General features: G+C 69.2%; 19 protein-coding genes. 6 read left to right on the top strand and 13 right to left on the bottom strand.

The genetic code is table 11. From position 1 onward, the window contains the following. Positions 1-32: 32 nt before the first annotated feature. The 7 genes from D0B54_RS14750 to D0B54_RS14780 all read right to left on the bottom strand — a co-directional run bounded on the left by D0B54_RS14750 (position 33) and on the right by D0B54_RS14780 (position 7940). Positions 33-1025, bottom strand: coding sequence for a diguanylate cyclase domain-containing protein (locus tag D0B54_RS14750; RefSeq protein ID WP_117292052.1), 993 nt, complete (start codon positions 1023-1025; stop codon positions 33-35). Next, entirely contained in the window at positions 1022-1594 is a 573-nt protein-coding gene (locus D0B54_RS14755; RefSeq protein ID WP_117292053.1) for a chemotaxis protein CheB, read from the bottom strand. The genes D0B54_RS14750 and D0B54_RS14755 overlap by 4 nt, the downstream gene beginning before the upstream one ends. Next, entirely contained in the window at positions 1591-2427 is an 837-nt protein-coding gene (locus D0B54_RS14760; RefSeq protein WP_117292054.1) for a CheR family methyltransferase, read from the bottom strand. The genes D0B54_RS14755 and D0B54_RS14760 overlap by 4 nt, the downstream gene beginning before the upstream one ends. Positions 2428-2447: 20 nt before the next feature. Next, on the bottom strand, positions 2448-6029 hold the full coding sequence (locus D0B54_RS14765; protein ID WP_162932441.1) for a response regulator: 3582 nt from the start codon (positions 6027-6029) through the stop codon (positions 2448-2450). A 14-nt stretch (positions 6030-6043) separates the two neighbouring features. Continuing rightward, positions 6044-6478: a TerB family tellurite resistance protein gene (locus tag D0B54_RS14770; RefSeq protein WP_162932442.1), complete on the bottom strand. Its 435-nt coding sequence runs from the start codon at positions 6476-6478 to the stop codon at positions 6044-6046. 25 nt (positions 6479-6503) lie between these two features. Then, entirely contained in the window at positions 6504-7226 is a 723-nt protein-coding gene (locus D0B54_RS14775) for a hypothetical protein (RefSeq protein ID WP_117292057.1), read from the bottom strand. 63 nt (positions 7227-7289) lie between these two features. After that, a complete protein-coding gene (locus tag D0B54_RS14780; RefSeq protein WP_240433439.1) occupies positions 7290-7940 on the bottom strand; it encodes an alpha/beta hydrolase in 651 nt (216 codons plus the stop codon). Positions 7941-8053: 113 nt separating this feature from the next. Between D0B54_RS14780 and D0B54_RS14785 the strand changes: the two genes are divergently transcribed. From D0B54_RS14785 to D0B54_RS14795, 3 genes are all read left to right on the top strand, one after another. Next, positions 8054-8824: a hypothetical protein gene (locus tag D0B54_RS14785; RefSeq protein WP_117292059.1), complete on the top strand. Its 771-nt coding sequence runs from the start codon at positions 8054-8056 to the stop codon at positions 8822-8824. A 90-nt stretch (positions 8825-8914) separates the two neighbouring features. Then, positions 8915-10681: a hypothetical protein gene (locus D0B54_RS14790; protein ID WP_117292060.1), complete on the top strand. Its 1767-nt coding sequence runs from the start codon at positions 8915-8917 to the stop codon at positions 10679-10681. Between the two features lie 5 nt (positions 10682-10686). Next, a complete protein-coding gene (locus D0B54_RS14795) occupies positions 10687-11469 on the top strand; it encodes a TatD family hydrolase (RefSeq protein WP_117292061.1) in 783 nt (260 codons plus the stop codon). 75 nt (positions 11470-11544) lie between these two features. On the opposite strand, the gene ilvD is transcribed toward D0B54_RS14795, so the two are convergent. From ilvD to D0B54_RS14825, 6 genes are all read right to left on the bottom strand, one after another. After that, positions 11545-13242 carry a dihydroxy-acid dehydratase gene (ilvD, locus tag D0B54_RS14800; RefSeq protein WP_117292062.1) on the bottom strand — a complete coding sequence of 566 codons (1698 nt, stop codon included), beginning with the start codon at positions 13240-13242 and terminating at the stop codon, positions 11545-11547. 155 nt (positions 13243-13397) lie between these two features. Beyond that, positions 13398-13793, bottom strand: coding sequence for a hypothetical protein (locus tag D0B54_RS14805; RefSeq protein ID WP_117292063.1), 396 nt, complete (start codon positions 13791-13793; stop codon positions 13398-13400). Between the two features lie 23 nt (positions 13794-13816). Further along, a complete protein-coding gene (locus D0B54_RS14810; protein ID WP_117292064.1) occupies positions 13817-14452 on the bottom strand; it encodes a peroxiredoxin in 636 nt (211 codons plus the stop codon). Between the two features lie 54 nt (positions 14453-14506). Continuing rightward, positions 14507-16330, bottom strand: a complete 1824-nt coding sequence (locus tag D0B54_RS14815) for a sensor histidine kinase (RefSeq protein WP_117292065.1) — start codon at positions 16328-16330, stop codon at positions 14507-14509. Positions 16331-16447: 117 nt separating this feature from the next. Beyond that, positions 16448-18292 (bottom strand): sensor histidine kinase, encoded by a 1845-nt coding sequence (locus D0B54_RS14820; RefSeq protein ID WP_117292066.1) that lies wholly within the window; start codon positions 18290-18292, stop codon positions 16448-16450. A 35-nt stretch (positions 18293-18327) separates the two neighbouring features. Further along, a complete protein-coding gene (locus D0B54_RS14825; protein WP_117292067.1) occupies positions 18328-19692 on the bottom strand; it encodes an MATE family efflux transporter in 1365 nt (454 codons plus the stop codon). Positions 19693-19774: 82 nt separating this feature from the next. On the opposite strand from D0B54_RS14825, the gene cutA reads away from it, so the two are divergent. Genes cutA through D0B54_RS14840 form a run of 3 tightly spaced genes read left to right on the top strand, consistent with a single transcriptional unit; the run spans position 19775 to position 21068 of the window. Beyond that, entirely contained in the window at positions 19775-20092 is a 318-nt protein-coding gene (gene cutA / locus D0B54_RS14830; protein ID WP_117292068.1) for a divalent-cation tolerance protein CutA, read from the top strand. Then, positions 20083-20544: a protein-disulfide reductase DsbD N-terminal domain-containing protein gene (locus D0B54_RS14835; RefSeq protein WP_117292069.1), complete on the top strand. Its 462-nt coding sequence runs from the start codon at positions 20083-20085 to the stop codon at positions 20542-20544. Before cutA ends, D0B54_RS14835 begins: the two co-directional genes overlap by 10 nt. Further along, on the top strand, positions 20541-21068 hold the full coding sequence (locus D0B54_RS14840; protein WP_117292070.1) for a TlpA family protein disulfide reductase: 528 nt from the start codon (positions 20541-20543) through the stop codon (positions 21066-21068). Before D0B54_RS14835 ends, D0B54_RS14840 begins: the two co-directional genes overlap by 4 nt. Positions 21069-21178 lie beyond the last annotated feature (110 nt).

Genomic DNA, 21178 nt, shown 5'->3' on the forward strand with positions numbered 1-21178 from the left:
CCGCGATGCTTCCCGGAATCCTGCGAAGACGCCTAGGGCCGGGCCAGCTCGCAGCGGTTCTTGCCACCGCGCTTGGCGCGGTACATGGCGTCGTCGGCCAGGCGGATGAGCGCATCGCTGGGGTTGCCTGCGGCTTCACCCCCTGCCTGCGCCATGTGGCAGGCGACGCCGATGCTGGCGCCGACGCTGACATGGATGCCGCCCTCCAGGTCGTAGGGCTCGCGCAGCAGCAGGCACAGTTGCTCGGCCGCGTTCAGCGCAGAGGCCGGCGCCTCCACCGCTTCCTCCATGATCACCGCAAACTCGTCGCCGCCCAGGCGCGCCACCGTGTCCGAGCGCCGCATGCGGCTGCGCAGCCGCTCGGCGATAGCCTGCAGCAGATGGTCGCCCGCCAGATGGCCATGGGTGTCGTTGACCGGCTTGAAGCCGTCGATGTCGATGTACATCAGCGCGAACGACCGCTGCGCACGGCGCGCGCGCTCCAGCGCCGTGTCGAGACGGTCCAGGAACAGCGCACGGTTCGGCAGGCCGGTCAGCGCGTCGTGGGTGGCCTTGTGGCGCACCTGCTCCTCCGCCTGCTTGCGCATCGACACCTCGGCCTCGAGCTCGCGCACCAGCTTCTGCAGCTGCTGCTTGCCGCGATACAGCTCCAGGAACACGCGCACCTTGGACAGCAGGATGGTGTCGTTGATCGGCTTGGCGATGTAGTCCACCGCGCCGAAGCTGTAGCCCTTGAGACGGTGCAGGTCATCGACCATGGCGGCGGTGACGAAGATCACCGGCGTATTGCGCGTGGTTTCCTCTTCGGCCAGGTGGCTGGCCACTTCGAAGCCGTCCATGTCCGGCATGTTCACGTCCAGCAGCACCAGCGCGAACTCGTGGTCCAGCGTTGCCGCCAGCGCGGCATTGCCCGAATCCACTTCCACCAGCTGCGCGTCGACCTTGGCCAGCAGGCGACGCATGGCCACCAGGTTGGCGGGCGTGTCGTCCACCACCAGGATCTTGGGGCGCGTCGGCTCGGTCATGCAGCGGGTCTCCCGGACAGGCGGTTGAGCAGGGGCGCGATCTGGTCCAGCGGCAGCACGTGGTCGGCGCCGGCGAGGCGCAGGGCCGCGGCCGGCATTTCCGGCGCCTCGGCCTCCTGCGGATTCTGCACGATCACGGTTCCACCCAGCGAACGCACCGCGGCGGCACCGCGCGCACCGTCGTCGTTGGCGCCGGTCAGGACCACGGCGACCAGGCCCGCCCGCCAGACCTCGGCGGCGGACTCGAACAGCACGTCGGCGGCCGGGCGCACATGGCAGACGCGCTCGTCCACCGACAGCGCGAAATGGCGGTTCTGCTCCACCAGCAGGTGGTAGCGCGGCGGTGCGAGGTAGACGTTTCCGGGCAGGATGGATTCGCGAGCCTGTGCCTCCCTCACCGGCAGTGCACAGGCCTCGCCCAGCAGGTCGACCAGCAACGAAAACCCTTCGGCGGCGGAGTGCTGGACGATGATCACCGGCGGCCTGAACCCCTTGCCCAGGCCACGCAGCAGTGTGCGCAACGCCGCAACGCCGCCGGTGGAAGCTCCGACGACGCAGGCCTCGATCATGCGGCTCTCTGCGCCAGGCGCCGGAACACCGGCAACTCGCGCGTCAGCAGCTGGAAGTCGCCCGCCACGCGCGAGAAGCTCAGCGACTCCTTGGTGCCGATGCACAGGTAGCCGCCGCGCACCAGGCTGTCGCGGAACAGGCCCAGCACCCGGTCCTGCAGCGGGTCGGTGAAGTAGATCAGCACGTTGCGGCACAGGATCAGGTGCATCTCGCCGAACACGCCGTCCGACACCAGATTGTGGTTGGCGAAGGTGATATGGGCGCGCAGCTCGTCGTGCATCTTCAGGAGTTCATACTTTTCGGTGCAGTAGTCCTGCAGCCGCGCCGTGCCGCCGGCCTTGCGGTAGTTCTCCAGGTACAGCGGCATCTCCCGGGCCGGGTAGATGCCCTCCTGCGCCTTGGCCAGGGCGGCGTCGCTGAAATCAGTGGCGTAGATCTGCGCGCGCTCGTAGATGCCGGCCTCGCGCAGCAGGATCGCCATGGAGTAGGCCTCCTCGCCATGCGCGCAGCCGGCCTGCCAGATGTTGATGTGCGGATAGCTCGACAACTCCGGCAGCACGCGCTCGCGCAGCGCGATGAAGGTCTGCGGTTCGCGGAACAGCTCGGACACCGGCACCGACAGGCGCTCGATCACCACGTGGATGAACCCGTCGTCGTGGATCGCACGCTCGGTCAGCTCCGACACCGAGCGCAGGTGCAGCGAGGTCACCAGGCCCAGCACGCGGCGCTTGAACGAGGCCGGGGCGTACTGGCCGAAGTCGTAGCCATGGCGCTTGCGCAGCGCCTCGACGAAGAGCGCGACTTCGATGTCTTGTCTGTCCGCGAGGTGCATTCCTGGCCTCTGCGCCGAACTCAGTTCTTCTCGCCCAATAGTGCCTGCATCTGTCCCGTCAGCTGCTCCACGTCGATCGGCTTGGAGCAGTACTCGTTGGCACCTGCCTCCAGGCACTTCTCGCGATCGCCGACCATGGCCTTGGCGGTGACGGCGATGATCGGCAGCGTCTGCCACTGGCCGCGCTCGCGGATGCGGCGGATGGTTTCGTAGCCGTCCATGCCCGGCATCATGATGTCCATCAGCACCAGGTCGATCTCCGGGTTCGATTCCAGCTGCGCAATCGCCTTGTATCCGTCCTGTGCCATCAGCACCTTGAGGCCGCGGCTGCGCAGGGCCTTGGACAGCGCGAAGATGTTGCGCATGTCGTCGTCCACCACCAGCACGCTCTTGCCGTTCAGGCCCGGCGTCGCCACCCGCGGCGTTTGCGCCGGCGCCGCCCCGACCTTGCGGATGCTGTGCAGGAACAGCGTGACCTCGTCCATCAGCCGCTGCGGCGAAGGCGCGCTCTTGAGGACGATGGTCTCGGTGTACTCGCGCAGGCGCATCCCCTCTTCGCGGGACAGGTCGCGGCCGGAGTAGATCACCACCGCCGGCAGCGGCCCGCGGGCGCTGGCCCGCTCCAGGAACTGGAAGCCGTCCATGCCGGGCAGGCCCAGGTCCAGGATCAGCAGGTCGTAGCGCTCCTGGGCGGTGCGCTCCATCGCCTCCTCGCCACTGCCCACCTCGTCGATCTGCACCGCCTCGTCGCGCAGCATCTCGCGCACCAAGCGCCGGTCGGCCGGCGAATCGTCGATGATCAGGATGCGGCGCGCGCCGGCCGGCAGCGCCGGCATGCCGTCGAACACGCGCTCCACATCCTCGCGCGCCACCGGCTTCTTCAGGTAGCCGGCCGCGCCGGCGGCCCTGGCGCGGCTCTCGGCGTCGGCGCCGGAAATGAAATGCACCGGAATGCCCGCGGTGACCGGATCGGCCTGCAGCCGCTCCATCACCTGCCAGCCATCCATCTTCGGCAGGCCGATGTCGAGCAGGATGCCGGCCGGCCGATGGCGTCGCGCCAATGCCAGGCCGGACTCGCCGTCATGTGCCACCAGGGCACGGTAATGGCGGGCACGCGCCAGGCCCGCCAGCACCTCGGCGAACTGCACGTCGTCCTCCACGATCAGGAGCGTGGTGCCGGGCGCTTCGGCCGGTTGCCCGGCAATGGCGGCCAGCGCCTCGGGGACCACGCGCGGCTGCGCCGTCACCGCCGGCTGGGCCGGCGGCAGCGACTCGCCCGCAACCGGCGACACCGCCTCGGCGGTCGCAACCGTCGCGGCCGGCAGCAACAGCGAGAAACTGGACCCCTGTCCCGCCGCGCTCTCCACCCGTACTTCACCACCGAGCAGTTCGGCCAGTGCCTTGACGATCGACAGGCCCAGGCCGGTGCCGCCGTAGCGGCGGCTGGTGCCGGAGTCCGCCTGCTCGAAGGCCTGGAAGATGCGCGCCAGCTTCTCCTGCGGGATGCCGATGCCGCTGTCGCGTACCCGCAGCATCACGCCGCCGGCATGGCGGCCTTCGCTGACCGGCAGAATGTCCAGGCGCACACCGCCCTGGTGGGTGAACTTGAAGGCATTCGACAGCAGGTTGGCGAGGATCTGGTTGATCTTGGTGCCGTCGGAACGGATCGTCGCCGGCAGGTCCGGCGCGCGCTGCACTTCCAGCGTCAGCTTGCGCTGCTCCGCCACCGCGCGGAAATTGCGCTCGATGCCGGCCGCCAGCGCCGCGAGGTTCACCTCCTCGACGACCACCTGCATCTTGCCGGCCTCGACCTTGGACAGGTCGAGGATGTCGTTGATCAGGTTGAGCAGGTTGCGGCCGCTGTCGTAGACGATGCCGGCGCTCTCGATCTGCTCGGCGGTGAGGTTGCCCTCCTCGTTGTCGGCCAGGCCCTTGGACAGGATCAGCAGGCTGTTCAGCGGCGTGCGCAGCTCATGCGACATGTTGGCCAGGAACTCGCTCTTGTAGCGGCTGGCGCTCTCCAGGTCCACCGCCTTTTCTTCCAGCTCCGCCTGCGCCTGTTCCAGTGCCTGCTTCTGGCCGTGCAGGGCGTCGGTCTTTTCCTCGAGGTTGGTATTGGCGATGCGCAGCTCTTCGGCCTGGACGCGCAGTTCCTCCTCGCTGGCGCGCAGCTTCTGGCTCTGCTCCTCGAGCATGCGCGACTTGTCGCGCAGGGCCTCGTTGGTAGCACGCAGTTCCTCCTGCTGGGCACGCAGCGCCTCCTCGGAAGCCTGCAGCTCCTCCTTCTGGTACTGCGTCTGGCGCAGCAGGTCGATGGTCGCGAGGCTGCGCTCCAGGGTTTCGAGATTGAGTGCCGCAAGGCCGGCCGCTTCGGCGAGGAAACTGGCCTGCGCCGAGCCGGGCTCGGCGAAGAAAGCCAGCTCGACCACCCCAAGGACACGGTCGCGCCCCTGCAGCGGCAACACCCGCAGCGACGAGGGCACGGCCTCGCCGGCACCGCTGCGCACGAACAGGTAGCCCTCGGGCAGTTCCGTGACGACGCGTGCCTGTCCATCCCGTGCCGCCTGTCCGACCAGGCCCTCGCCGAGGGCATAGGCGCGCCTGCCGTTGCCGCCCGGCAGGCTGTATGCCCCGGCAGGCTCGAAGCGCTGCGGCCCATCGCTCCAGCGGAAGAACACGCCGCAGACGGCACCGCTGGTGGCGCAGAGGCAGCTGGCCAGCCGCTCGCCGAACTCCTCCACCGTGCTGCAGGTCTGCAGTTGCAGGGACAGCTCGCCCAGCCGCGTCTTGAGCCACTCGCGTTCGCTGAGCTGCATGCTGCTGAGGCGGAACACCTCCAGGCCGCGCGCCAGGGCACCGATCTCGTCGCCATGCGCGCGGTAGGGAATCTGCAGGTCCAGTTCGCCAGCGGCCAGCCGCGACATCAGCGAGGTCAGCTGCGTCACCGGACGGGTGATCGTCCGGGCCGCGACCCAGACCATCAGCAGGACGAAGGCGATGCCGCTGACCAGCATCAGGGAGATCAGCTGGCGGGTACGCTCGAGGCGCTGCTCGAGGTGCTCGGCGCGCTCCTTGAGCACGCCGTACTCGATCTTGTGCATCTGGTCGAAGACGACACGGATGCCATCGACGATGCGCTTGCCCTTGCCGCTGCGGACCAGCTCCAGTTCCGCGCCCTCGTTGTCGCTTTTCTTGAGCGCCATCGTCAGGTCGGCAAACTCGCTGCGCCAGCGCAACTGGTCGATGCGCACCTGCTGCAGCAGCGGCTGCAGCCGCGCATTGTCGGCAGTCAGCGCCTGCAGTTCGCTCCAGGATTTGTCGAACTCGGAGCGGCCACGGTCGAAGGGCTGGAGAAACTCCTCGCGCGAAGACAGCAGGTAGCCGCGCAGGCCGGTCTCCTGGTCCAGTACGGACGTGAAGACCTCGCTCATCTCCCGCAGCACTGCCTCGGAATGATCGGTGGCCTCGCGCGCCGCATTGACCTCGGACAGCGCCACCCGGAACAGCAGCGCGCTGCCCGCGAACAGCAGCAGGATCACCGCGAAGGCCAGGCCCAGCCGGAACTGGATGCCGAGGGCGCCGCGCAGCGGCGAAGTGCTCATCCTGCGATCTTCGATCATGCCGGACCCGTCGCCAGCTTCTGGCGGATGAACTCGTGATGGGGAACGTACAGCAGGTCGGCGATGCGCCGGATCAGCAGTTCTTCCTGCGGGTGCACATGGCCGTCGGCATGCGCCACGCGCCACAGGCCGCCGATCAATTCGCCCTTGTCGGCTGGGCCCAGCTCTTGGTTGAGGCGGGCGATGAAGCTGTGCAGCGATACCGCGCGCCGTACTTCTTCCTCGGCCTCCTGCAGCAAGGCGTCCAGCGCCCTGGCGTCGAGTTCGCCGAGATCGCGCAGGATGCTGCGCACCGCGACACGTTCTTCCGGGCTGTCGACAGCATCGGCATGCAGGGCTTCCAGCAGCAGCACCGCGATCGCCAGCTCACGTCGCGGCGCAGCCGCTCCGGGCTTGGCGCCGCAGAAGGCGCGGACCAGTTTTTCCCACACGTGCGGGTCCGGCGCCAGCGCTTCTCTAGAACGAGGCGCCGAGCAGCAGGCTGAAGCTGTCGCGGCCGTCGATGTGCTCGTACTCCGGCGTGATGTCGAAGATCAGCAGGCCGAACCGCAGGCCGACGAAGAAACGGCTGGCGTCGATCTCTTCCTTGTCCAGGCCCGCCACTTTCGGATCGAGCTCGGACCAGACGTAGCCGTATCCGGCATAGGGCGTCAGGAAGGCAAAGCCCTTGGACACCGAGACGTCCAGGCCATAGGCCTGGTAGTCCAGGTCGTCGATGCCGGTGCTCTGGGTATAGGTGCCGCGCACGGCCAGCGCCGGCTCGGCCGTGCCGCCCTCGAGGATCGCCCAGCGCAGCTCGCCGCCGTAGAGGTCGGCATCGGCACCCGGTACGGTGGCGTAATAGGCACCCACGTCCAGGCCGAAGGGCAGGCCCTTGCGCACGACGGCGCCGACCATGCCGACGGCATCGACGTCTTCGCCGGTCAGCCGCCGCCAGGCGCCCGCATCATCGGTCTCGACGTAGGTGGCGATCGCAGCGATGCCGATGCCGGTGATGCCGGTGGCCTCCGCCGGACCCAGGGCCTTGTAGTTCAGCGCCGCGGTAATGTCGCCGGCAATGGAGTGGAAATCGCGCTGGCAGGTGGTGGGGTCGCCGCAGCTGATATCGAAGTCGGCATCGAAGGCACTGGCCTGCGTGGCGGCAGCGGCAAGGACCAGGGCAAGCAACAGACGGCGCATGGCAATCTCCTCAGGACAATGCTTCAAGTTCTTGATACAGCCGAGGATAGCATCGGTCAAGGGTCAAAGTGACTGCAGGAAAGGCAGCAGCGCCCCGCTGATTTCCCCGAGCTTTCCATGGAAGAAATGCCCGGCCCCGTCCACCGTCACCAGCTGCGGCGGCGGCGTATAGGTCATCAGGGTCTGGCGGGTATCCTCGTAGTCCACCGTGTCGTCGTCGCGGCTGTGTACCACCAGCCAGGGGCAACCCGGATGCGGCGGCGGCGCCTCGCCGCCGAAGTACTTGCCGAAGGGCGGCGCGATGCCGACCAGGGCGTCGGGCCGCAGCTCGGCGGCCGCCTTCAGGGCCACGAAGGCGCCGAAGGAAAAGCCCGCCAGCACCCGCCGGCCGCCGGGCAGCATTTCCTGCATCAGGCCGGCCAGGTGCAGGACATCGCGGGTCTCGCCACGTCCCTCATCATGCGGGCCGGCGCTGCGGCCGACCCCCCGGAAATTGAAGCGCAGGGTGTACAGGCCGGCCTGCAGGGCGACCGAGGACAGGGTGTAGACGACCTTGTTGCTCAGGGCCCCGCCGAACAGCGGGTGCGGATGGCAGATCACGGCAAAGCCGGCCGGCGGCTCGGGGCCCCGCGGCGCCGACAGCAGCGCCTCGATCTGCCCGGCCGGGCCCTCGACCAGCCACTCGCTGCTCTGGCCTCGCTGCGGCAGTTCCACCAGTGCCTCCTGTTGTCAATCCAAGGCCGCGATTCTGCACGACTCTTGCCTCTGCGAGTACGCCTGCCTATAGTTCAAGACACTTGAACAATATCGCGTTGGGGGAGTTACACATGCGCATCTGGATCGTCTCGGCAGCCGCTGCCGCAATGTTCGCGACAGCACTGCCGGCCGCTGCGGCGGATCAGAACGAGAAGCAGCCCGAATTCAAGGCTTATGTCAGCCTGAAGTTCGACGGTCACGGCGAAGCCGCGCAGCAGCTCAACTACGGCCTGCGCATGGATCACGACCGCCGCTTCCTCGACGAGCCCCGTCCGGCGATCGCCCAGCTCGACTTCCGTGCCGGCCGCCAGGCCGGCCTGGAGAAGTTCCAGCTCAACGGCGCGCCGCTGGTACAGCGCCAGACGCAGCTCAACCAGGACGGCGAGCTGCAGTACGGCGCGATCGACTGGGCCCTGGTCGCCGCGGCCGCGGTCGGCATCGGCTGGATCGCCTACGAGACCTTCGACAACGACGAGAGCCCGGACCCGACGCCGGACGACGAAACCCCGATCCCGAACCCGCCGGCCAACACCCCGGTCACGGACCTGCTGGGCGTGCTCAGCAACATCCCGCAGCTGGGCGAACTGCTGACGCAGACCCTGACCCCGACGGTGCAGGCCCTGGAAATCCAGCTCGGCCGCGCGCCGCTGGTGGGCGACCTGATCGCAATCCTTGACGATTCCGTGATCCAGCAGATCGGCCAGTTCATCCCGGGCTTCGGCAGCAACACCTACGGCGACGACCTGCGCCGCACGGCCGAGATCGAGCGCAACACCCCGGCCTACCAGGCCTGGCTCGACGGCGGCACCGGCCACATGGGCGATCTGCTGTCGGCACACTAGAATAGAGTCGCGTTCCACCCGGAAAGGGGAGCCGCAGGCTCCCCTTTTTTGTTTCCGCCGCCTTCAAGCCGCCTGACATCCGCAACGACGATGAACCCCGACTTCGCCGCCCGCCATCCGCGTCTTGCCGAACTGTTCGGCATCGACCTGCGCAGCCTCGCCCTGTTCCGCTTCCTGCTGGGCAGCCTGCTGTTCTGTGCACTCTGCGGCAGTCTCTGCGGCCTGACGGCCTTCTACAGCGATGGCGGGCTACTGCCGCGCGGCTGGGTCATGGCCTCCGACAGTCCCTGGCGCCTGTCGCTGTACTTCCTCAACGGCACGACCCTGTTCTCCGCCTTGCTGCTGCTGGCGCAGATCGCGCTGGCGGCGATGCTGGCGCTGGGCTGGCATACGCGCCTGGCGGCCGTGCTCGGCTTCCTGCTGCAGGCCTCCCTGGTCAGCCGTGCCCCGCTGGTGGCGGGCAGCGCCGACCTGCTGCTGACCTGCCTGCTGTTCTGGTCCGCGTTCCTGCCGCTGGGCGCACGCTGGTCGGTGGACGCCGCGCTGGCCGCCAATCCGCCGCCGCGCGATCCGCTGCACATCTCCTGGGCCGGCGCCGGCCTGCTGCTGCAGATCCTGTCGGTGTATTTCTTCAATGCCCTGCTGCGCAGCGGCAGCGAGTGGCGGCAGGATTCCAGTGCGCTGTACTACCTGCTGTCGCTGGACGGACACGCGACTGCGCTGGGGCACTGGCTGCTGCAGCACACGGGCCTGCTTGAAACCCTGAGCTCCGCCCTGTGGTGGCTGTCGCTGCTGGCCGCGCCGCTGGCCCTGCTGCCGCTGGCCAGCCGCTACACGCGCCTGGCGCTGCTGCCGCTGCTGGCGCTGATGCAGCTGCTGATCCTGCTGGCCATGAACCAGGGCCCCCTGCCCCTGCTGGGCCTGGCCGGCCTGTCGGTGCTGCTGGCCGGCGGCTTCTGGCAGTGGTGCGCGCGCCACCGCCCGCCGCCCGCCGGCAACCTGCGCATCTACCATGACCGCGAGCGCCCGGCGAGCCTGCGCAACAGCCTGCTGCTGCAGCAGTTCCTGGTGCTGCCGCAGGCCCAGCTCCTGGCCGCGCAGGATGCCCCCCGCGCCCGTGCGCTGCTGGCGGCCAACCGTTCCTGGGTGGTGATCGACACCGACGACCAGGCCTACCTGCGCTGGGCGGCACTGGCCGCCCTGCTGCGCCATTCGCCGCTGCTGTCCTGGCTGTACCGCCCGGCGAAACTGGCGGCGGTGGAACGCCTGGGCGACCGCCTGCATGGCTGGCTGGCCCGCACTCCCGCCGCCGCGGCCGCCGCCTCCGGCCGCGAGGTCCGCTGGGAAGCGCCGGAAAGCTGGCAGCGCTGCGCCGCCGCCTTCCTGCTGCTGGTACTGGCCTGGAATGCCGCCAGCGTCGGCTGGCTGCCCTCCTCTACCCAGGCCGTGCTGGCGCCGATCCTGCAGCCGCTGCGGCTGGATCAGTCCTGGAACATGGACGCCCCCTCGCCGCCGCGCGACGGCGGCTGGTTCGTTGCCGCCGGCAGGCTGGAAGACGGCCGCGAGATCGACCTGCTGCGTTCCGAGGCCCTGGCGCCCGACTACAGCCAGCCCGCGATCTACGATGATGGCCTGCGCTGGCGCCGCCTGCGCGAGCGCCTGGCGCTGGACGCCTACGCCGCGCACCGCCCCTACTACGCCCGCTGGCTGTGCCGCCAGGCCGACAGCCGCGATGGCCCGCAGCTGGCCAGCGTCCGCCTGGTCCAGGTGCTGCGCGCCACCCCGCCGCCGGGCGGCGCCACGCCGCAGCCCGAGCAGCGCATCCTGCTGCAGCAGGATTGCGCCGCGCGGGGTTGAACGAGATGGGTTTGATCGATATCGGGGCCAACCTCGCCCACGACAGCTTCGAGGCGGATTTCGAGACCCTGCTGCACCGGGCCTGGCATGCCGGCCTGGAAGCGATCGTGGTCACCGGCAGCTCGGCCGAGAGCAACCGCAAGGCGCTGCAGCTGGCACGCCGCCATCCGGGGCGCCTGTATTCCACCGCCGGCCTGCATCCGCATCACGCCAGCGACTGGAACGACGAACTGGCGGCGGAAATCCGCGAGCTGGCACAGCATCCCGAGGTGGTGTCGCTGGGTGAATGCGGCCTGGACTACAACCGTAACTACTCGCCGCACGACGCCCAGCAGTTGGCGTTCCGCGCGCAGCTCGAGATCGCTGCAGATACCGGCAAGCCGCTGTTCCTGCACCAGCGCGACGCGCACACCGATTTCCTCGCGATCCTGGGCGAATACCGCCCGCGCCTGCGCGAGGTGGTGGTGCATTGCTTCACCGACACCGCCGAGGCGATGCGCGATTACCTGGCGCTGGACTGCTACATCGGCATCACCGGCTGGGTCTGCGACGAGCGCCGCGGCAAGGCGCTGTACGACGCGGTGCACCAGATCCCGGATGAGCGGCTGCTGATCGAGACGGACGCGCCATACCTCTTGCCGCGTAATACCCCGAAGATGGCTGACCGCCGTAACGAGCCGGCCTTCCTGCCCTGGGTGGTGAAGGGGCTGGCGCAGGCGCGGCAGCAGAGCGAGGAGCATGTGGCGCGGGTGAGCGCGGAGAATGCGCGGCGGTTCTTCAGGCTGTAGCGCCTCGCGCTTCGCTTCGGCTTTCATACGAAAAACGGCGCCAAAAGGCGCCGTTTTTCGTGAGACCGGAAGCGATCACTCGCCGTCGAGGATCGCGCCCTTGTCCGCACCACTCACCAGCTTGGCAAACTTCGCCAGCACGCCGCGCGTGTAACGCGGCGCCGGCTGCTTCCAGGCCGCGCGGCGCTTCGCAAGTTCCTCGTCCGGCACGTTGAGCTGGATCAGCTGCCGGTGCGCGTCGATGGTGATGCTGTCGCCTTCCTGCACCAGCGCGATCGGGCCGCCCACGAAAGCCTCCGGCGCGACGTGGCCCACCACCATGCCCCAGGTGCCGCCCGAGAAACGGCCGTCGGTGATGAAGCCGACGCTCTCGCCCAGGCCCTTGCCGATGATCGCCGAGGTCGGCGCCAGCATCTCCGGCATGCCCGGCCCCCCCTTGGGACCGATGTAGCGGATGATCAGCACGTCGCCCGGCTTGATCTGGTCGCCCAGGATCGCGGCCATGGCCTCGTCCTCGGAGTTGTAGACCCGCGCCGGGCCGGTGATCACCGGGTTCTTCAGGCCGCTGATCTTGGCCACCGCGCCCAGCGGCGCCAGGTTGCCCTTGAGGATCGCCAGGTGGCCTTCCTTGTACATCGGCTTGTCGAAGGGACGGATCACGTCCTGGTCGGCACGCGGCTGCTCCGGGATGTGGGCCAGTTCCTCGGCCAGGGTCTTGCCGGTGATGGTCAGGCAGTCGCCATGCACCAGGCCCTTGGCCAGCAGCATCTTCAACACCTGCGGCACGCCGCCGGCCTTGTGGAAATCCACCGCCACGTACTTGCCCGAGGGCTTGAGGTCGCACAGCACCGGGGTCTGCAGGCGGATGCGCTCGAAGTCCTCCAGCGACCATTCCACGCCGGCGGCATGGGCGATCGCCAGGAAATGCAGCACGGCATTGGTGGAACCGCCGGTGGCCATCACCAGGGCGATGGCGTTCTCGATGCTCTTGCGCGTGACGATGTCGCGCGGCTTGATGCCCTGGCGGATCGCGTCGACCAGCACCGCGGCGGACTGCGCCACGCTGTCGCCCTTCTCGGGGTCCGGATTGGCCATCTGCGACGAGCCCATCAGCGACATGCCCAGGGCCTCGAAGGACGAGGACATGGTGTTGGCGGTGTACATGCCGCCGCAGGCGCCGTGGCTGGGGCAGGCGTTCTTCTCGATGCCGTCGAAGTCTTCCTGGCTCATCTTGCCGGCGCTGAAACTGCCCACGGCCTCGAACGGCGAGACGATGGTCAGGGCCTGGCCCTTCCAGAAGCCCGGCTTGATGGTGCCGCCATAGCAGAACAGGCCCGGCACGTTCATGCGCAGCAGCGCGATCATCGCGCCCGGCATGTTCTTGTCGCAGCCGCCGATGGCCAGCACGCCGTCCATGAACTGCGACTGCGCAGCGGTCTCGATGGCGTCGGCGATCACCTCGCGCGAGACCAGCGAGAACTTCATGCCCTCGGTGCCCATCGAGATGCCGTCGGTGACGGTGGGGAAGCCGAAGGTCTGCGGCATGGCACCGGCCGCCTTCAGCGCCGCTTCCGCGCGGTCGGCCAGCGGGCCAAGACCGGCGTTGCAGGGGTTCATCGTGGAATGGCCGCTGGCGACGCCGACGATGGGCTTGTCGAAATCGGTATCGGTAAAGCCCACGGCGCGCAGCATGGCGCGGTTGGGCGAGCGGGCAACGCCCTCGGTGATATTGCGCGAGCGGCTGTTGAGGGCCGGCTTCTTGGCTTCGGACATGGCTGACCTGGCTGAAAATGCGGGTGTAGAGCCGCATATTGTAGCGCCATGCGCCGGCCTGGCGCCCCCTTTCGGCCTTTCACCCGGCAGGGCCCGGCTGTCGTCGAACGGCGCTTCGCCCCGGAGCCGCCCGGGGCAGAGCTCCCGGCCGGCCACTACGGCTTGCCGGTCACCCGGTAGCGCACCAGCACCTCGCGCGACTGCAGGATGTTCTCCTGGGCATCGCCGGTGGCGACTTCCAGCCGGGCCGTGTAGTCCCCGGGCGCCAGCGAGGTGCTGACGATGGCGACCAGCAGCTTCAGCTCGGGCGGGTTGCCGTCGATCCGGGTCGACAGCCAGTCGGCGGCCTCGCCTTCCTTCAGGCCGCTGCCGATGCGCTGCGCACCGGCTTCGTCCACCCGCAGGGACAGCGTCTGCGGCGGCGGCGGGGCCTGCCCCTGTTCGGCGACGAAGGACAGTTCGCCACCCTCCACCTCCAGACTGCCTGCCGGCCCCCGGCCACAGGCCGCGAGCAGCGTCAGCAGCAGGCCTGCGGCTGCCCGCAAAAGCATCCCCGCTTTCGGCATGGCCCGCCTCAACCCTTGGGCTGCGGCACGACGCGCAGGTAGGGCTTGAGTTCCTTCCAGCCCTGCGGGAACAGCTTCTTCGCATCGTCGTTGCTGACCGAGGGCACGATGATCACGTCGTCGCCCTGCTTCCAGTTCACCGGCGTGGCGACCTTGTACTTGTCGGTCAGCTGCAGCGAGTCGATCACGCGCAGCACTTCGTCGAAGTTGCGGCCGGTGCTCGCCGGGTAGGTGAGCGTCAGGCGGATCTTCTTGTTGGGATCGACGATGAACACCGAACGCACCGTGAAGGTGTCGCTGGCGTTGGGGTGGATCATGTCGTAGAGATCCGCCACCTTCTTGTCGGCGTCGGCGATCAGCGGGAAGTTGAGCGAGGCCCCCTGGGTTTCCGCGATGTCGCGGCTCCAGCCGTGGTGGTCCTCCAGCTTGTCCACCGACAGGCCGATGGCCTTGACGTTGCGCTTGGCGAACTCGGGCTGCAGCTTGGCGGTATAGCCCAGTTCCGTCGTGCAGACCGGCGTGTAGTTGCGCGGATGGCTGAACAGCACGCCCCAGGAGCTGCCCAGCCATTCATGGAAGCGGATCCGGCCTTCGGTGGTCTCGGCTTCGAAGTCGGGGGCAATGTCGCCCAGTCGCAGTGTCATGTCGCTCTCCTGTGGGGTTCGGGGGGCTCCATGATGCGCGCTTCCGCGGCCAGATCAAGACATAAGCACAGAACCATTCACCGCGGCATCCGGATCCGTCGCCGGCAGCGGCGCCAGCAGTTCCACCACGGTGCCGCCGGCCTCGCCGCGACGCCAGTGGATGCGTCCGCGCAGGGCCTCGGCGCGCGCGCACATGCCGCGCATGCCGACCCCCGGCTGGCTGCCCTCGAGCCCGCATCCGTCGTCGGCAATGCGCATCTCGAACTCCCCATGGACCAGCCTGAACGCCACGCCGATCTGCGCCGCGGCACCGTGGCGCAGCCCGTTGCTGACCGCCTCGCGCAGGATGCGCGCAAGATGGAACGCGAAGCCGGAAGGCACCTCGAGGTGACAGCAGTCCTGCGGATAGTCCCAGCGCAGGCGGCACTGCGCACGCAGTGCGCGCTGCAAGGCTTCGGCTTCCATTTCGGCCAGCACGCCCCGCAGGTTCACGACATCCTCGGGGTTCAGCGACACCACCTCGCGCAGGTCGGCCAGTGCCGCGCGCGCCAGCTCGACCGTGGCCTCGCTGTCGCCGCTGTGGATCAGCGTCAGCAGCTTGGCCCCCAGGTCGTCGTGCAGATCGCGATGGATGCGCTCGCGCTCTTCCAGCATGGCCTGCTGCCGTTCCAGCTCGCAGCGGCGCTCGAAGGCCTGCTCCAGTGCGCGACGCGCGGCGGCCACGCGTGTCTCGAGCTGCAGGTTGGCATCCTCGACGTCGCGGCGCGCCACCAGGCTGCGATCGAGGATGCGCCAGCCCAGCACGGTGAGGAACAAGGGCACCACGAAGTGCATCATGAAGATGCTATGGCGATACCACTCGGCCGAGCGGGTCACCGTCAGGCCGTAGTCGTGGCCGGCAAACAGCAGCTGCAGCAACAGGCCGGCACAGAGCATGGTCACGTCGCCCCGCCCGCTGACCTTGCGGCGGCCGAAGGCGAAGATCACGCAGTAGACCAGGCTCAGCAGGCTGATCAGGTTGAACACCGAGCCGACGTAGCGCAGCGTCCACCAGCCGCCGAGGAAATTGAACAGGGTGCCCGCGGCGGCCAGCGCCAGCATCAGGCCCTCCACGCGCGGCCGGCGCAGGCCCAGGAAGCGGTGCACGAACATCAGCTGCAGGGCGCAGGCCCAGTCGATGCTGCTATGGACCAGCGCCAGCCAGTAGCGCCCCGGCAGCGGCAGGTCGCGCACCGACATGTTGGCACCGAAGATGCTCCAGCCGGCGGCACAGAGCGCGAACCACAGGTACAGGGTCTGGTCGCGGTTGCGCAGGTACAGCGTGAAGCTGAACAGCGCACTGCCCAGGGTCAGCACCATCAGGCCGAAGCCGACCTGGGTCTGCAGCAGGCTGCGCAGTTCGTGGCGCGGCTGCAGCTCCCGCAGCGGGCCCGCCTCGAAGGGGAACATCCCGACGAAATGCGGGTAGCCGCGCAGGTAGACATGCACGAGGTTGTGGCCATCGGCGGCCAGCATCTTCTCCGGCAGCGTGAACAGCAGCGGCCGGTTGGCGTTGAAGGCCATCGGCTCGTCGAAGCGGCCGCCGTCGCCGACGAAGCTGCGGTTGAAGTACGCCGCGAGATTGATGCCGCCGCGCAGGAAGTAGAGCCCCCAGGGCTGGCCCGGGCGGGCCGGCGCCTCGACGCGGAAGCGGTACCAGCCGCTGCTGCCCTCCTCGACGCGCCCCGGCTGCTCCCAGTGATCGGGCAGCCGGGCCGGACGCCAGCGCGGGTCGTCGTCGTCGGGCAGGCGCATGGAGGTCTCGGGAAGGAACTCGCCGGACAGCAGCTGCAGGGTCTCGCCGGCGGCAGCGACGCCGCTGCACAGATACAGGGCCAAAGCGCAAAACGCCCCCAGCCACCGCCATCGCCCGCTCCTGTCCACCTTTCCCCCAACACTGTCGATCACCGGCAGATTCTGCCGCCTTGCGGTGCGCCTTGCGAGCCGGACGCCCGTTCAGCCGGCAGCAGCGATGGCGATGGGCAGCGGCGCTTCCAGCTCCACGCGGGTGCCGCCGCCCGGGCGGGGCCGCCAGTGGATGCGGCCGCGCAGCAGTTCGGTACGCGCGCACATGCTGCGCATGCCGGTGCCGGGGCGGCTGCCTCCGCAGCCGCGGCCGTCGTCGCCCACCGCCAGCCGCAGCTGGCCGCCGGCGAGCTCCAGGACCACTTCGATGCTGCCCGCCGCGCCATGGCGCAGGGCGTTGCTGATGGCCTCGCGCAGGATCCGCGCCAGGTGGAAGACGAAGCCCGAGGACACCTCGATGCTGTCGTCGCCGGCGGGATAGTGCCAGTCCAGGCGGCATCGGGCGCGGGCGGCACGATGGCGCGCCTCGGTTTCCATTTCCGCCAGCGCACCGCGCAGGTTGACGCGGTCCTCCGGATCCAGCGACACCACGTCGCGCAGGTCCCCCAGCGCCGAGCGCGCCAGCTCGACGCTCTCCTCGTTGCCGGCCGAGTGCAGCAGCGTCAGCAGCTTGGCCCCGAGATCGTCGTGCAGGTCGCGGTGAATGCGCTCGCGCTCTTCCAGCATCGCCTGCTGCCGTTCCAGTCCATAGCGCTGCTCGAAAGCGCACTCCAGTGCGCCACGCGCCTCCGCGACACGGGTTTCGAGACCGCGGTTGAGCTGCTCCAGCTCGCGCCGCATCGTCATCGAGCGGTCGATCAGGCGCCAGGCCATGGCATACAGGAACAATGGCGCGGCGAAGTGCATCATGAACAGCAGGCTGCGATAGCGGTCGGTATCGGAGGTCAGTGCCGGCAGGAAGTCGTTGAGCGCCAGCAGCAGCTCCAGGCCCAGGCCGGCGCAGAGCAGCAGCACGTCGGCGCGCGGCATCAGGCGCCAGCGCCCGACGGCGAAGAACAGGCAGTAGACGATGCTGGCCAGCCCCAGCAGGTTGATCGCCGCGCCGACATAGCGCAGCGTCCACCAGTCGCCGAGGAAGTTGCCCAGCGTGCCGAGCGTCGCCAGTCCCAGGGCCAGCTTCTCCAGCCGCGGGCGGCGCATGTCGAGGAAGCGGTGCACGAACACCAGCTGCGCCGCGCAGGACCAGTCGACGCCGCTATGGACCAGGGCCAGCCAGTAGCGCCCCGGCAGGGGCACGTCGTGAAAGGCCATGTTGGCGCAGAAAATGGTCCAGAACGCCGCCGACAGGCCGAACCAGAGATACACCGGCTGCTCGGGATGCCGGCGCCAGAACGTCAGGCCGAACAGGCTGGCGGTCAGCGTCAGCATCATCAGGCCGAACCCCGCCCGGTTCTGCAGCAGCACCCGCCGTTCATACGGGGGCCGCAGCGCCGACAGCGGTCCGACGTCGAACACCGGCAGGCCGGTGAAGTAGGGATAGCCGCGCAGGTAGATGTGGACGACGTTGTCGTCGCCCCGCAGCAGCGGTGCCGGCAGCATGAAGAGCAGCCCGCGATTGGTGTTGAACGACATCGGCTCGTCGAAGTCGCCGCCGTCGCCGATGAAGCTGCGGTTGAAGTACACCGCGACGTTGACGCTGGCCCGCATGATGTACAGCGCCCAGGGCTCCTGCGGCTGCGCCGGCCCCGGCACGCGGAAGCGGTACCAGCCGGAATTGCCGCCGGCGAAACGCTCTTCGCCCTGCCAGACGTCCGGCAGCGCCACCGGGCGCCAGCGTGGATCGGCATCGTCCGGCAGCTGCATCCTGCCATCGGCGAGGAACTCGCCGGACAGCACCGGCACGGGGTCTTCGGCCTGCACCGCGGCCGGCAGGCTTGCACCCACCAGCAGCAGCCACAGCAGCAGCCAGCGCCAATGCCGACGATCCCCGACCACTTGCTCTCCCGGCCCTGGGGGGCTTCTTGTCCGTTTCAGGCCGATTGTGCCTTGTAGCGGAAGCGCGCGGCGAGCCCGGCGGCAGCCACCGCCAGGCCCACGGTCAGGCCCCACCAGACCCCCGCCGGCCCCAGGCCGGCATGGAAGGCCAGCCACCAGCTCACCGGGAAGCCGACGGCCCAGTAGGCCAGCACGGTGATCAGCATCGGCAGGCGCGTGTCCTTGATGCCGCGCAGCGCGCCATTGGCGGTGACCTGCACCGCGTCGAAGAACTGGAATGCCGCGGCCAGCCAGAGGAACTGTACGGCCAGCGCGCCGATCGCCGCGTCCGCGGTGTAGAGCCGCACGATTGCCGGCGCCAGCAGCAGCATGATCAGCGCATTGGAGGCGGCGTTGAGCAGGCCCAGCTGCATGCCCACGCGGCCCCGGTAGCGGACCTCGGCGGCGCCGAGCCCGGCGCCCACGGCGTGCCCCACCCTCACGGTGGCGGCCAGGCCGACGCTCAGCGGGATCATGAACAGCAGCGCGGCGAAGTTGAGCGCGATCTGGTAGGCGGCGACCTCGGCCTCGCCGAACTGCGACATCAGCATCGCCGCCATCACGAACAGCCCGGCCTCGGCCGCCAGGATCAGGCCGATCGGCAGGCCCAGGCGCAGCAGCTCGGCGGAATCGGCGCCGGCACCGGGCCGGGGCGGGGATCGCCGGAACAGGCCCACCGGACGCAGGCCTGCGCGCAGGCCGTACTGCAGGGCCAGCGTCGCCGCCATCGCCAGGGCCGCGATCGAGGTGGCCCAGCCGCAGCCCACGGCGCCCAGGGCCGGCAGTCCCCAGTGCCCGAACAGCAGCCCCCAGGCCAGCAGGGCGTTGACCACCAGGCCGACCACGCCGGCCAGCAGGATCGGGCGCGGTTGCCCCAGGCCCTCGGCGGTGTAGCGCAGCACGAACCAGGCACTGAAGCCGAAGGCGCTCCAGGACAGCGCGTGCAGGAACTCGACCGCCATGCGCGTGGTGTCCGGCGGCAGCTGCAGCCGCTGCAGCAGCGGCCCGGCGCTCAGCCGCAGCGCCAGCCACCACAGCAGCGCCAGGCCGGTCCCCACCAGCAGGGCCTCGCGCAGGAAGGCACCGGTCTGCAGCGGGTCACGCCCGGCACCGTGGCGCTGCGCCACGATCGGCGAGCAGGCCATCAGCACGCCCATGAAGAAGATGAAGAACAGCACTGCGTAGTTCGACCCCACGGCCACTGCCGCGAGCGCCTGCGGCCCCAGCCGGCCGGCCAGGATGGTGTCCACCGTGCCCATGCCGACCGCGGCGACCTGTGCGGCCACCAGCGGCAGCGCCAGCCGCAGGCTGGCACCGGCTTCGCGGCGGAAGGCGCTGCCCGGGGGGCTTGCGGAGGACATTTCAGGCAGGGGCGACATTGGCGGGCGCGAAGTTTACTGCATGGGGGCGCCCGGTCCGCCGAGCAGGCACAATGTCACCGCCATGCCCCCCAACCTGCAGATCGTCTTCGTCACCTGCCCCGCCGAGGCTGCCGAAGACCTCGCGCGGACGCTGGTGGAGGCGCGCGTCGCGGCCTGCGTCAACCTGCTGCCGCGCATCGTCTCGGTGTACCGCTGGCAGGACGCGGTGCAGCGCGAGGAGGAGGCGCTGCTGCTGATCAAGGCGCCGGCGGAGGGCTTCGAGGCCCTGCGGCAGGCGGTGCTGGCGCACCATCCCTACGAACTTCCCGAGGTCGTCGCGGTCAACCCCGACGCCGTTCACCAACCTTACCTGGACTGGGTTCTCGCTTCATGCCGCTGATCCGCTCACTGCTGCTGGCCCTGGCCTGCTGCTTCACCGCAGGGGCGGTCGCCAAGCCCCTGCTTTCTCCCCTGGCTGGCGAAGAGGGCGGCCTGCTGCCGGTCGAGGAGGCCTTCCAGCTGATGCCGGCGACGCGCCAGGCGCAGGCGCTGAAGATCGAGTGGAACATCGCCCCGGGCTACTACCTGTACCGCGGACAGCTGGCCTTCGAGGTGCTGACGCCGCAGGGCTTCCGCCTGGCGCCGGCGCGGCTGCCGAAGGGCGAAAAGCGCCAGGACCCGGAATTCGGCCTGGTCGAGGTCTATCGCGGCATCCTCGGCGCGGAGTTCGACCTGCCGCCGGGCCTCAAGGGCCCGCTGAAGCTGCGCGTGCGCTACCAGGGCTGCGCCGACGTCGGCATCTGCTACCCGCCCCAGCAGCAGCAGCTCAGCATCCCGGCGGCGCGGGCATGAAGCACCGCGGCTGGCTGGTGGCGGGCTTCGTGCTCGCCGGAGCGGTGGCGATGGCCGCCGGCTTTTTCGCGTCGGGCCTGTGGCTCTCCGGCGGCAACAGCCTGAAGGGCGAACCGGCGCCGGCGGTCGAGCTGACCGATCTGGGGGGGCAGACACGCACGCTCACGCAGTGGCAGGGCAAGCTGCTGCTGGTGAATTTCTGGGCCAGCTGGTGCGCCCCCTGCGTCGATGAAATCCCGCTGCTGGTGGAGGCGCAGGCGCGCTACGGCGCCCAGGGCCTGCAGGTCCTGGGGCCCGCGTTCGACGAGCCGGAGCCGACGCGCCAGATGGTGCAGCGCCTGCGCATCAACTACCCCGTATCCGCCAACCTGGCGCAGGCCGACGCCGCGGCGCGTGCGCTGGGCAACAGCAGCGGCATGCTGCCCTATTCGGTGCTGATCTCGCGCGACGGACGCGTCCTCAAGACCATTCTGGGCAGTCTGACCCGCGAGCAGCTCGATACACTTGTGCAGGAACACTTGTAAGCCCAATCGCACAGTCATTTGCCCCTGAACGGCCGGTATCTTGCACCGAATTGCAGCGAACTTGCATTTCCAGCCGCCGGCACGGCAGAATCCGGGCACTTTCGCACCGG

It is taken from the genome of Solimonas sp. K1W22B-7, assembly GCF_003428335.1.
Lineage (GTDB): Bacteria > Pseudomonadota > Gammaproteobacteria > Nevskiales > Nevskiaceae > Solimonas_A.